Genomic DNA, 13129 nt, shown 5'->3' with positions numbered 1-13129 from the left:
TTTTCAACAGGGATAGACCATGCCTCTGACCATTGCCCAACGCCTCGATCGCCTCAAAGTCCGCATCGCCGAGCTGGCGCATTGGCGGGATCGGCAGAGTAGCCCGATCGAGGGCTGGACCTTCGAGGGCGAGCCGATCGGCCATCACCAGGATTGGCCGCATCGCCAGGGCGTCGTGCATTTTGCCGCAACCACCGAGGCGCCGGCGGGCTGGCCGCTCGAGGATATCCGCCTGCAGCTCGATCTCGGCGGCGAGAGCCTGATCACGCTGAGCTATCCGGATGGCCAGAGCGAGACATTCGGGCTCGATCCCTATCATCAGGAATTTCCCGTCAAGGGCCACCGCTTTTCGATCGCGACGGAAAGCGTCGCGCGTTTTCCCTTCGGCGAACCGAACCGGGCGCCGAGACTGAACAAGGCCCGCTTCATCTGGCTCGACGGTCCGGCCCATCGCCTGCATCTTCTGTTGAAGCAGGTTTCCGAGGCGATCGAGGTGCTTGGTGATCATGAAGTCGTGCCGCATCTGGTCGACGCCGCCGAGCACGCCTTGCGCAGCCTCGACTGGCCGTCGGATACGGCGGCCTACGTCTCCCGCACCGCCGATGCCGTCATGCAGCAGAAGATCTGGGAACTGCCGGAGCTTGAGGCGAACCCGGCGGGTCTCACCGACGAGCAGAGTGCTTCGGCGGCGTCCGCCTTCGAGGCCCTGACGGTGCGGCTGAAGGAACTGCAGAAGCGCTTTCCCCCGAATGGCGAGCTGCTTCTGACCGGCCATGCGCATATCGACCTCGCCTGGCTCTGGCCCTATCGCGAGACGCGGCGGAAGATGCGGCGCACTTTCAACACGGCGCTGTCGCTGATGGAGCGCTCCGACGATTTCCGCTTCAACCAGTCGACCGCTCATTATTACGCGCAGATGGAAGAGGAGGATCCGGAGCTTCTCGAGCGCATCAAGCAGAAGGTCGCGGAAGGAAAATGGGAAACCGTCGGCGGCATGTGGGTGGAGCCCGACACCAACATGCCGACCGGCGAAAGCCTCGTCCGCCAGGTTCTTTACGGCCAGCGCTATTTCGAAAATACTTTCGGCTTCCGTCACACGGTGTGCTGGCTGCCGGATTGCTTCGGCTTCTCAGGCGCGCTGCCGCAGATCCTGAGGCAGGGCGGCATGGACAGCTTCTTCACCATCAAGGTCAATTGGAGCGAGACCAACCATATTCCCTCCGATCTTTTCTGGTGGAAGGGCCTCGACGGCAGCCAGGTGCTGACCCACACCTTCGACAATCCGATGCAGGGCTATAACGGCTTCGTACAGGCCGATTGCTATCTGCCGACCTGGAAGAATTTCCGCGGCAAGGTGCAGCATCACACCTCGCTTCTCGCCGTCGGCTATGGCGATGGCGGCGGCGGCGTCACGCCCGAAATGGTGGAGCGCGAAGTGCAGTTGCGCGATTTCCCCACCATTCCGCAGGCGCGCTGGGGCACGGTCAAGGGCTTCTACGAGCAGGCGCACGGCACGGCGCGGGAAAAGAATCTTCCCGTCTGGGACGGCGAAATCTATCTCGAACTGCACCGCGCCACGCTGACGTCGCAAAGCGGCGTCAAGCGCAAGCACCGCCACGCCGAACGCGCGCTGATCACCGCCGAGACCCTGGCGTCGCTCGCGCATTTGCTGGGCGCCGACAGGCCCAAAAGCCTCGAAGCGGATTGGCGGGTGGTGCTGAAGAACGAGTTCCACGACATTCTGCCGGGCTCGAGCATCCGCGAGGTCTATCAGGATGCCGAGCAGGAGCTCGGCGGTGTCATCGACCATGCCAAGGCCGAACAGGCCAAGGCCTTGCAGGCACTGTCGGCCCGTCTGCCGAAAGGTAGCGTCGGCGATGCGCTTGTCGTCGTCAATCCGTCGCTTGCGCCGCGGCCGCTGAGCGCCACGCTCGCCGACGGCACCGTCGTCGCGGCCGCCGATATCGTCGCCCCCCTGTCCGTTGCGGTCTTCGACCGGCAAGCGCTGAAGCCGGCGGGCGGGCTGAAGGCAGGTTCCGATCGCCTCGAAAACGATCATCTCGCGGTCGTCATCGGCAGGGACGGCGCGGTTGCGAGCCTCGTTCATAAGGCGAGCGGCCGCGAAGCAGTCGACGGCTCGGCAAACCAGCTCTGGGTCTATCCGGCCGACAAGCCGCGCAACTGGGAGGCCTGGGATATCGATGCCGATTATGCCGAAAAGGCCGTCCGTCTCGACGCGACCGAAAGCATCAGCCTCGTCGAAAGCGGCCCGCACCGCGCGGCGATTCGCGTCGTTCATCGCTACCGCAATTCGAGCGTCACCCAGACCTACGTGCTCAGCGCCAATGCCAAGCGGCTCGACATTGAAACGACGATTGACTGGCATGACCGCCGCACGCTGCTGCGCACCCTTAACCCGGTCGATGTAAAGGCCCGCAAAGCAACGTTCGAATGCGCCTTCGGCATCGTCGAGCGGGCGACACACACCAATACCTCCTGGGAACAGGCGATGTTCGAGGCCGTCGCCCATCGTTTCGTCGATATCAGCGAGCCGGGCTTCGGCGTGGCACTGCTCAACAATGCCAAATACGGTCATAGCGCCCGCGGCAATGTGATCGGCATGAGCCTGGTGCGCGGACCGATCTATCCGGATCCATTGGCCGACGAAGGCGAGCAGAGTTTCACCTATGCGCTGATGCCGCATGACGGCGCCTGGCATGAAGGCGGCGTTCTCGATGAGGCAATCGATCTCAACCAGCCGCTCGTGACCAACGAGGCCCAGGGCCTTTCAGCCGGCACTTTCGCGCCGCTCACCGTCGCCGGCACTCCCGTCGCCTTTTCCGGCCTGAAACCGGCGGAAGAGGGTGATGGCCTGATCCTGCGCCTCTACGAACCTGCCGGCCGGCGCGGACGCCTCTCCCTTGCGCTGCCGTCCGGATGGTCGGCCTCGCAGCCGCTCAACATTCTCGAAGAGCCGATGGAGCGGAAAGGACCTGCGGAGATCATGCCGTTTGAGATCAGGACCTGGAAGCTGCAAAGGATCTGAGACTGCTGTTGAGATGACGCCCAGCGGATGCTGGCGTTCACCGCTCCCGATCCGCGCCGTCACGCGAACCAGCCCGTCCGATCGGGCTGGTTCCCAGGCCTATCCGTTTCCGGCGCTGATGCCATAAGTCGTATCTGGCGCGGTCCCCGTCAACCGGCAATCAGGCGGATAGCCTGGGAACCAGATGCCCTGGCAAGGTGACTGTTTCGACGGCGCGGGCTCCGATAATCATCTCTACGATCGTGTTGATCATTTCATAAGTGGGCTGCTCGTAAGTCGTCAGGCCATAGGCGGGCGCCGCGCCGAGCTCGATATTGTCGAAGCCGACCACCGCAAGGTCTTGCGGAACGCGGCAACCAAATTCACTGCGGGCCGTGGCCATGGCTCCTAACGCCAGAATGTCATTTTCACACATCAATACATCGACCCGCGAGGAGGAGGAGGTCGCGCTTAGATAGGTTCGCACCGCCTCGGCGCCCGCGTCGGCACTGTATCGGTCTGCGTTCAGCTCTACGACGCTCCACACGCCCTTCCGTCGCCAGAAATTCGCGTAGTGATGGCGCCTGCCGAGTGCCGTCGACAGGGTTCTTGCTCCCGTCATAAAACCCGGACGGCGATACCCCTTGTCGAACAGGTAATCGACCATTTGGCTGAGGGCGAGTTCAGCATCGCAGGCGACTGCAGGGACACCGGGAATCTGGCTGTCTCTTGCAAGAACGAACATCGGCGGAAAACCTGGGCCGAGGCGTCGATCGCCGAGAGTTTCCTCGCGAAATGCCGTACCGAACAGAATCACGGCGTCGAATTGCCGTTGGTCGGCATTGATCAGCGCGTGAACGTGATCGAAATGCCGATTGATATTGATCAATACCGTCAATAGTCCCTCCGCCTGCAAGCGCTCGGTGAGCATTTCCAGAACCGGAAGCTTGTGCGGATTGGCGAAGTCGTCGACGAAAACCGCCACTTGATGCGTGATGTTTGTCGCGAGGCTGCGGGCAAGCAAGTTCGGCGAATAGTTCAGCGCCTCGGCGGCCTGAAGCACTTTTTGCCGGCTGGCGTCGGTGATGGATGCACCTGGTGTAAACGCACGGATAACTGTCCATTTCGATACGCCGGCGGCTTCCGCCACCTCTTTCGCTGTCGCCCGTTTGCGCATGCCTATCTCCTGCCGACTGGAATGAATATTCCACAAAAAAATAAAAATGGAATGGATGCTTGATTTTTGCCGACAATAAAGTAACTTGTCGGAGTTTGCTACCGGTAGCAAAGGAGTTGCAACCGGTAGCAATCGCGGGTCCGCATGACGCGGACTGTTTTTGGGAGGGTTAAATGAAATTTGGTTTGAAATCGCTTCTCGCGGGGGCCGCGGTCGCGTTCATGTGCTCTTCAGCAATCGTCAACGCAGCGGACATTCGCATCGTTGCCGTCACCCATGGCCAGGCCAATGATCCGTTCTGGTCCGTGGTTAAGAACGGGGTCAACGCAGCTGCCAAGGATATCGGCGTCGGCGTCGACTATCGGGCGCCGGAAACCTTCGACATGGTGTCAATGGGGCAGCTCATCGATGCGGCCATCAATCAGAAGCCTGACGGCCTTATCGTCTCCATTCCGGACGCCTCGGCGCTCGGCCCGTCCATCAAGAAGGCCGTGGCCGCCGGCATTCCGGTTATTTCGATCAACTCCGGATCCGACGTCTCGAAGGAATTGGGGGCGCTTCTGCATGTCGGCCAGGACGAATACACCGCCGGCAAGGCCGCCGGTGCAAAGCTGCATGAGTTGGGCGGCAAAGAAGGTTTGTGCGTCAATCAGGAGGTCGGCAATGTCGCGCTCGATCTGCGCTGCAAGGGCTTTGCAGACGGTTTTGGCGGCAAGGTTACGGTTCTGCCCGTCAGCAACGATCCGGCCGACGTCCGGGCAAAGGTCAAAGCGGCACTGAGTTCCAATGCCGCTGTCGATACCGTCATGGCGCTCGGCGCCGGCACCGCCGGCGAGCCGTCTCTGGCGGCTGTCGAGGATGTCGGAATGACCGGCAAGGTCAACGTTGCGACCTTCGACCTTTCGGCAGATTTCCTGAAGGCAGTGGCCGACGGCAAGGCAGCGTTCGCGATCGATCAGCAGCAGTTCCTGCAGGGCTATCTGCCTGTCGTGTTTCTGGCCAACTCCGCCAAATACGGGCTGATCCCTGGAGGTAATGTGCCATCCGGCCCCAACCTTATCACCAAGGAAAAGGCCGCCCAGGTCGTCGATCTTTCCGCCAAGGGCATTCGCTGACCAGAACTGACGGAAGGCATTCTCTCAGAATCTCCTCCCCTCAAGGGGAGGGGCCTCGTTGACAGAGCGCTGCCGAGCAGCGCCGCCGCTACCTCAAAACAAAGATTCCACGGGAGGAGTTATGGCTTCGCTTGAGCAGAACCCGGCGGCCGCGCCGACGGTCGATGAGCGCGTCAAACAAGTGAGTTTTTTAACACATATGATGCGGCGGCCCGAATTGGGCGCCGTGGCGGGCCTTGTTCTCGTCATCGTCTTTTTCTTTCTCACTGCAGATTCGACGATGTTTTCTCTTTCGGGCCTGATGACCATCATGGCGCCGGCATCGCAATTGGGAATCCTCGCCATTGCGGCGGCACTGCTCATGATCGGCGGAGAGTTTGATCTCTCGATCGGCTCGATGGTGGCTTTTGCAGGACTGATCTTCGGCGTCATCCTGACCAATTTTGGTCAACCGCTTTCGGTTGCCATCGTCATGACAATGCTGTTTGCGGCGTTCATGGGCGCGATCAATGGGCAGATAGTCATTCACACCAGGCTGCCGTCGTTCATCGTGACCCTGGCATTTCTCTTCATACTGCGCGGCTTGACCCTCGTTGGTCTGAAATGGGCCACCGGCGGCTCCACGCAGCTTCGCGGCATCGGCGACCATGTGAAGGACAGTCCGCTGCTCGGGCTCTTTTCCGGCGATGCGCTGAGGGGCGTATTCGTCTGGCTCGCAGATCACGACCTGATCGACAAGTTCCCGAACGGCCTGCCGAAGGTCACGGGCATCCCCGTGTCGGTCCTGTGGTTCGTCGTGCTTGCCCTGGCTGCAACATGGGTCCTGCTGCGCACCCGCATGGGCAACTGGATCTTCGCAGCCGGTGGCGATCCGAATGCAGCAAGAAACTCAGGTGTCCCGGTCCATAGGGTGAAAACCGGCCTGTTCGCGTTGACGGCGTGTGCTGCCGCGCTGGTCGCCATCATCACCGTGCTTGACGCCGGCTCAACCGACGCCCGGCGCGGTTTTCAGAAAGAGTTCGAGGCGATCATCGCCGCCGTCATTGGCGGGTGCCTGCTCACAGGCGGTTATGGTTCGGCGATCGGCGCCTTCTTCGGAGCCGTCATCTTCGGCTCGGTTTCCATCGGCCTGACTTATACCAGGTTCGACTCCGATTGGTTTCAGGTCTTCCTCGGCTCGATGCTGCTGCTGGCTGTTCTCTTCAACAATTTCATCCGCCGCAAGGTTACCGGGGAGCGCTGATCATGCCAGACGTCAACAACCGAACACCGATCATCGAAGTAACCGATATCGTCAAGCACTACGGCTCCGTGATCGCTCTCAACGGCGTGTCGATGCAAGTGTCGGCCGGAGAGGTGCTTTGTCTCCTCGGAGACAATGGCGCGGGCAAATCCACCTTGATCAAGACGCTGTCCGGTGTCGTCCGACCAAGCGGAGGTGCGTTTCTGGTCGAAGGCAAGCCGGTCAATTTCCGCAGCCCGCGCGACGCCCTCGATGCAGGGATTGCGACGGTCTATCAGGATCTCGCCATGATTCCGCTGATGTCGATCACCCGTAATTTCTTCATGGGGCGGGAGCCGCGCAAAGGCATCTTCCCATTCCGTCACTTCGACCTCGCGCACTGCAACGATGTCACCCGTGAAGAGATGAGCAAAATCGGCATCGATATCCGCGATCCCAATCAGGCGGTGGGCACCTTGTCCGGTGGCGAACGCCAATGCGTTGCGATTGCGCGCGCGGTCTATTTCGGCGCAAAGATCCTTATTCTCGACGAGCCCACATCGGCGCTCGGCGTGGCACAAACCTCGATGGTGCTGAAATACATCCACCAGGTCCGACAGAACGGACTGGGCGTGATTTTCATCACCCATAACGTTCGGCATGCCTATGCCGTGGCGGACCGCTTCACCATTCTCAATCGCGGCCAGACGCTCGGCACTTTTGCCAAGGCGGATATCGCGATGGACGAACTTCAGAACCTCATGGCCGGCGGCAAGGAACTGCAGCAACTCTCCGATGAGCTCGGCGGTACCATCTAGCGTCCTGGCTTTACCCGGAGGCGGCGACCATTGGCTTTCAAAGGCTGCCCGCTTTCTCAGTCATCAAACATGGAAACGGTCATGAACGACGGTTCATCGAATATCTCATCCCCCTTCACGCTCGCGGTCTGCGCCGAGATGGTTTTCAAGTCGCTTCCTGTTGTCGACAGGCTGAAGCGGATCACCGAACTCGGCTTCCAGGCCGAGATCTGGGACTGGACGAAGCATGACATCGCAGCCCTTGCGAGATCCGGGGCGGTCTTCTCGTCGATGACTGGCTATGTGACCGGCACGCTCGCCGACGACGATGGCGCAGAAGAATTGCTGCGAACCGCGAAGCAATCGATCCCGATTGCCCGGGAGCTGAACTGCCCACGTCTCAACCTGCACGGTACGGGTCTCGACGGCAATGGACTGCCGGTCGTCAAGGCTGACGAAGTGACTGGTTCCATGTGGCTCAAGGCGCGCGATACGCTTAACCGCATCGCCGACCTCGGTGAGCAGGAGGGTGTGACCTTCGTGCTCGAAAACCTCAATCAGGCAGTCGATCACCCCGGGACGCCGTTTGCCAAGGCAGAGGATACGCTGGCGCTCGTCTCGTCCGTTAACCGGCCGGCGTTGAAGCTCAATCTGGACCTCTATCATGCCCAGATCGGCGAAGGAAACCTGATCGAGCTATGCCGGCGCGCGCTGCCCTATATCGGCGAAATCCAGGTGGCGGATGTGCCCGGTCGCATGGAACCGGGCACCGGCGAGATCAACTACAAGGCAATTACCCGCGCGCTCAAGGACATGGGCTATCGCGGCACGATCGGCATGGAGGCATGGGCGTCCGGAGACGACGAGACGGCGCTTGCCCGCTTCCGCGACGCCTTCACCGTTTGAAGGTTTCGATAGTCAAGACTTACATATAATGGAGAGACATCAATGATCAGATTTGGAGTGATCGGCGCCGGCCGGATCGGCAAAGTGCATGCAACAACGATCGCGGCGAACCCCAATGCGAAGCTTGCCTATGTCGCGGATGCCTTCAAGGCATCAGCAGAAGAGCTTGCCGCACGGACGGGCGCCGAGGTTGCCGAGGCGGAGGATGTCATCAACTCCTCGAACGTCGATGCGATCCTCATCGCGACGCCGACCCCGAGCCACGCCGATCTCATCGAGGCGGCGGCGCGCGCCGGCAAGGCCATCCTCTGCGAAAAGCCGGTATCCCTGTCGGTCGAGCGCATCAATACCTGCCTCGAGGTCGTTGAGAAAAACAGGTCGACCTTGATGATCGGCTTCAATCGCCGCTTTGACCCCAACTTCGCGAGTGTGGAAGCGCGCCTGCGTCGGGGTGATGTCGGCGCAATCGAAATCGTGACGATCACCAGCCGGGATCCAGCGCCGCCGCCTGCCGACTACGTCAAATCCTCCGGTGGTCTGTTCCGCGACATGATGATCCACGACTTCGACATGGCCCGCTTCCTCATGGGCGAGGAATTCGTCGTCGTGAACGCGCTTGGGTCGTCTCTCGTCGACACGGCGATCGGGGCCGAGGGTGATGTGGATACCGCCGCCGTCCAGATGCAGACGGCTTCGGGCCGCATTGCTGTCATCACCAATTCGCGCCGGGCGACTTATGGATACGACCAGCGCATCGAAGTCCATGGTGCTGCCGGTATGCTTGCAGCGAAGAATATCGCCGCGACGAGCGTCGAGCTTTCCAATGCGAACGGCATCAGCGGCGATCCCGTTCAACATTTCTTTCTCGAACGCTACGCGCAGGCTTATGCCAACGAGATCAATGCCTTCATCGAAACGATCGACAGCGGCAACCCATCGCCGAGGCCAGGTGGATTGGATGGGCTTCAGGCTCAAAAACTAGCGGAGGCCGCCACAGTGAGCTGGCAGACAGGCAGGCCAGTTGCCGTCGATTGACGTCAAGGCGATGCAGTTCGCTCCTCGTGGCTCGCCTGCATCGCCCGACTCCCCGAATGCAGAGTCGACTTGTCCTGCGCGAAATGCATCTGCCACGGAGGCGCCAAATGTCAGCCACGCGTCCTATGAAAGATCAACGTCCTCAAACCTTTCAGGAACTAAAGCAGTCCATTGCCGAAGGAAGGATCTTTTTCCCTAACCAGGTGGAACAGGTTGCAAGGCGGATGCTTGAGCATCCGGAGATGGTGGCCTTCGAAAGTGCTGCTTCAGTCGCAAAAAAATGCGGCGTCTCGCAAACGACAGTTATACGGCTGAGCAGCTTTCTCGGATTTGGATCATACCGCGGTCTGAAGGATCTCTGTGCCTGCTATATTCGAGAACGCTCCAAAGGCATGTCGCCGCCTTACCAAGTCCCTCAGCCGCCACCGCGCAATGTCGGGTAGGATGTCCGTTGCTTGAAGTCGCCGCCGGCAAGGAATGAGTAACCGCCAGGGGACGCATGAGGGGAGCAGGCAACCGCCGGCAGGCGACAAATGCCAGGCCTTGCGATCTGCACTCCATCCGCGTTCAGCCATCCAGACCGAGGCTCGTCTGCAGGCGGCTGACATAGGCTTCGAGCCCGCCGACCATATCGAAGCGATCGGGGTCGCGCAGCCAGAGCATCTGCAGGCCGTCCATTACGGCGATCAGTTCGGCCGCCATCGCCTTGCTATCGATGTTCTTGGCGAACGAGCCATCGGCGGCGGCGCGTTCGAAGGTCGCGGCGATATGCTTCTGCATCTGCGTGGCGCGATCGAGAAACCAGGCCTTGGCGGGGTGGTCCTTCATCAGGCTTTCGGCATTGAGGATGGCGAAAGCCCTGGTGACCTCGACCATTTCGGCGTTGCGACGGAAGACGGCGACCATGCCTTTAAGCAGGCCCCGAAGGTCCAAACGATAGTGGTCGATGAAATCTGCGCTTTCCAAATCGCGCTTGTCCAGAATGGCGAGCAGGAGATCGACCTTGGTCGGGAAATGGTGCAACAGGCCGGGCAGCGACAGGCCGACATCTTGGGCGATATCCCCAATGGCGGCATTCTGATAGCCGTCTTCGGCGAAGCGGCGCATCGCCGCCGCAAGGATTTCCGCTCGGCGCGCCTCCCCCTTGCTGGATTTGCGCCGCTGCTTTTCCCTCGGGCCGGTCCCTTGTTCTGCCATCGTCTCTTTCCGTTTGCCTCCTTTTAACGGCGACGCGCCAATCGGCAAGGCTGCAGCCCTGCAAGCTCTCTACCCATACACCAGACAGTGGCAGTTGACATCTTAAAAATACCGAGTAATCGGTAGGTTTAATGATCAAAGCGCCCGGATCGCGTCTTGGATCCGGAGTCGTAGCAGGGAGGTTTGCATGATCGATTCCATTCTCGACCAGATGACGCTCGAAGAGCAGGTCTCGCTGTTGTCCGGCGCCGATTTCTGGACGACGGTTCCGGTCGAGCGTCTCGGCGTGCCGAAGATCAAGGTGACGGATGGACCGAACGGCGCGCGCGGCGCCGGCTCGCTGGTCGCCGGCGTCAAGGCGACCTGCTTTCCCGTCGCCATCGCGCTCGGCGCCAGCTGGAATCCCGAACTTATCCATCAGATGGGCGCAGCCCTTGCGCGCCAGGCAAAGAGCAAGGGTGCCGCAGTGCTGCTGGCGCCCACGGTGAACATCCATCGCTCCGGCCTCAATGGACGCAATTTCGAATGTTACTCCGAAGACCCGATGCTGACCGCCGAGCTGGCCGTTGCCTATATCGAGGGCGTGCAGGGCGAGGGGATCGCAGCGACGATCAAGCATTTCGCCGGCAATGAATCCGAGATCGAGCGGCAGACCATGTCTTCCGATATCGACGAGCGGACGTTGCGCGAAATCTACCTGCCGCCCTTCGAACAAGCTGTGCGTCGCGCCGGCGTCATGGCCGTCATGTCCTCCTATAACCGCCTGAACGGCACCTATACGAGCGAGCATCAGTGGCTGCTGACCAAGCTGCTCCGCGAGGAGTGGGGGTTCGACGGCATCGTCATGTCCGACTGGTTCGGTTCGCATTCGACTGAAGAGACGATCAATGCCGGCCTCGATCTCGAAATGCCGGGTCCGGCGCGCGACCGCGGCGACAAACTGGTCACGGCCGTGCGCGAGGGCAAGGTCGAGGCCGCGACGGTACGCGCTGCGGCGCGGCGCATGCTGCTTCTCCTCGAGCGGGTCGGTGCGTTCGAGAAGAAACCCGATCTGAGCGAACGGGCGGTCGACCTGCCGGAAGACAGGGCGCTGATCCGGCGTCTCGGCGCGGAAGGCGCTGTGCTCCTCAGGAATGACGGCATCCTGCCGCTTGCCAAAACCTCCCTCGATCGCATCGCCATCATCGGCCCCAATGCCGCAAGCGCGCGCGTCATGGGCGGCGGCAGCGCGCAGATCGCCGCGCATTATACGGTGAGCCCGCTCGAAGGCATCCGCGCCGCCCTCTCCAACGCCAACAGCATCAGCCACGCGGTCGGCTGCCGCCACAACCGCCTGATCGACGTGTTCAAGGGCAAGATTTCGGTCGAATATTTCAAGGGCCGCGGCTGCAAGGGCGAGCCGCTGCATGTCGAAACGGTCGACAAGGGCGAATTCTTCTGGTTCGAGCTGCCGTCGGGCGATCTCGACCCTGCCGATTTTTCAGCCCGCATGACGATGCAGTTCGTGCCGGAGGAGAGCGGCGATCATGTCTTCGGCATGACCAATGCCGGACTGGCGCGGCTCTTCGTCGATGGCCGGCTGACGGTCGATGGCCGTGACGGCTGGACGCGCGGCGAGAACTATTTCGGCACGGCCAATGACGAGCAGCGCGGGGCGGTCTCCCTCGAGGCCGGACGGTCATACAAGATCGCCGTCGAATATGAGCCGTCCACCGCGACCGAGGAGGGCATCAACCTCATCGCTGTGCGCTTCGGCGTCGAAAAGCCGCTCGGCGAGACCGATATCGAGTTGGCCGTCGAGACGGCGCGCAATGCCGATGTGGCGCTTCTCTTTGTCGGCCGCGACGGCGAATGGGATACGGAAGGGTTGGACCTGCCCGACATGCGGCTGCCCGGCCGGCAGGAGGAACTGATCGAGCGGGTTGCGGCCGCCAACGCCAACACGGTGGTCGTGCTGCAGACCGGCGGTCCGGTGGAAATGCCCTGGCTCGGCAAGGTTCGCGCCGTGCTGCAGATCTGGTATCCGGGGCAGGAACTGGGCAATGCCGTCGCCGATGTCCTGTTCGGCGATGTCGAGCCGAGTGGGCGCCTGCCGCAGACCTTCCCGAAGACGCTGACCGACAATTCCGCCATGACGGGCGATCCCGCCGTCTATCCCGGCCAAAATGGGCATGTGCGTTACGCCGAAGGCGTCTTCGTCGGCTATCGTCATCACGATACACACGCCGTCGAGCCGCTCTTCCCCTTCGGCTTCGGGCTCGGCTATACCCGCTTCCGCTGGAGCGAGCCGCGGCTGTCGGCCGGCGAAATGGCTTCCGACGGCGTCACCGTCAGCGTCGACCTGACCAATATCGGCGACCGGGCCGGCTCCGAACTAGTGCAGCTCTATGTGCGTTCGCCGAAGACCAAAGTGGCGCGGCCGGACAAGGAGCTGCGCGCCTTCGCCAAATTATCGCTGCAGCCCGGCGAGACCGGCACGGCGATAATGCAAATCCGGCCGCGCGATCTCGCTTATTTCGACGTCGAAGCCGGCGCTTTCCGTGCCGAAGCCGGCAATTACCAGCTGGTCGTGGCGGCGAACGCTGCGGATATCAGGTTCGTGCTCGATCTGCCGTCACCATCCAGCTACGAGTTGCCGCCCTCCTAGAATAGAGG

The 13129-nt window shown here is 61.4% G+C and carries 10 protein-coding genes; 8 read left to right on the top strand and 2 right to left on the bottom strand.

What is annotated here, in order from left to right:
• Positions 1-19 precede the first annotated feature (19 nt).
• Positions 20-3046 (top strand): glycoside hydrolase family 38 C-terminal domain-containing protein, encoded by a 3027-nt coding sequence (locus MHI61_RS28965; RefSeq protein WP_239793389.1) that lies wholly within the window; start codon positions 20-22, stop codon positions 3044-3046.
• A gap of 160 nt (positions 3047-3206) precedes the next feature.
• On the opposite strand, the gene MHI61_RS28960 is transcribed toward MHI61_RS28965, so the two are convergent.
• Positions 3207-4202, bottom strand: coding sequence for a LacI family DNA-binding transcriptional regulator (locus MHI61_RS28960; protein WP_239793388.1), 996 nt, complete (start codon positions 4200-4202; stop codon positions 3207-3209).
• Between the two features lie 173 nt (positions 4203-4375).
• Between MHI61_RS28960 and MHI61_RS28955 the strand changes: the two genes are divergently transcribed.
• The 6 genes from MHI61_RS28955 to MHI61_RS28930 all read left to right on the top strand — a co-directional run bounded on the left by MHI61_RS28955 (position 4376) and on the right by MHI61_RS28930 (position 9720).
• Positions 4376-5317: a sugar ABC transporter substrate-binding protein gene (locus MHI61_RS28955; protein ID WP_097607294.1), complete on the top strand. Its 942-nt coding sequence runs from the start codon at positions 4376-4378 to the stop codon at positions 5315-5317.
• A 121-nt stretch (positions 5318-5438) separates the two neighbouring features.
• A complete protein-coding gene (locus tag MHI61_RS28950; RefSeq protein WP_239793387.1) occupies positions 5439-6560 on the top strand; it encodes an ABC transporter permease in 1122 nt (373 codons plus the stop codon).
• 2 nt (positions 6561-6562) lie between these two features.
• Positions 6563-7357, top strand: a complete 795-nt coding sequence (locus tag MHI61_RS28945; RefSeq protein ID WP_183843101.1) for an ATP-binding cassette domain-containing protein — start codon at positions 6563-6565, stop codon at positions 7355-7357.
• Between the two features lie 81 nt (positions 7358-7438).
• Complete coding sequence (locus MHI61_RS28940; protein ID WP_239793386.1) at positions 7439-8242, top strand: TIM barrel protein; 804 nt, start codon at positions 7439-7441, stop codon at positions 8240-8242.
• 42 nt (positions 8243-8284) lie between these two features.
• Positions 8285-9277, top strand: coding sequence for an inositol 2-dehydrogenase (gene iolG, locus MHI61_RS28935; protein WP_239793385.1), 993 nt, complete (start codon positions 8285-8287; stop codon positions 9275-9277).
• A gap of 107 nt (positions 9278-9384) precedes the next feature.
• Positions 9385-9720 (top strand): hypothetical protein, encoded by a 336-nt coding sequence (locus MHI61_RS28930; protein WP_239793384.1) that lies wholly within the window; start codon positions 9385-9387, stop codon positions 9718-9720.
• A gap of 124 nt (positions 9721-9844) precedes the next feature.
• Here MHI61_RS28930 and MHI61_RS28925 read toward each other — a convergent pair whose 3' ends face one another.
• Entirely contained in the window at positions 9845-10474 is a 630-nt protein-coding gene (locus tag MHI61_RS28925) for a TetR/AcrR family transcriptional regulator (protein WP_097607288.1), read from the bottom strand.
• A gap of 187 nt (positions 10475-10661) precedes the next feature.
• Between MHI61_RS28925 and MHI61_RS28920 the strand changes: the two genes are divergently transcribed.
• Positions 10662-13121: a glycoside hydrolase family 3 C-terminal domain-containing protein gene (locus tag MHI61_RS28920; protein ID WP_239793383.1), complete on the top strand. Its 2460-nt coding sequence runs from the start codon at positions 10662-10664 to the stop codon at positions 13119-13121.
• Positions 13122-13129 lie beyond the last annotated feature (8 nt).

The organism is Rhizobium sp. K102 (assembly GCF_022385315.1).
GTDB classification, from domain to species: Bacteria; Pseudomonadota; Alphaproteobacteria; order Rhizobiales; family Rhizobiaceae; genus Rhizobium; species Rhizobium croatiense.
Note: the sequence above shows the minus strand (reverse complement) of the source record. Positions and strands in the feature narration are given on the sequence as shown.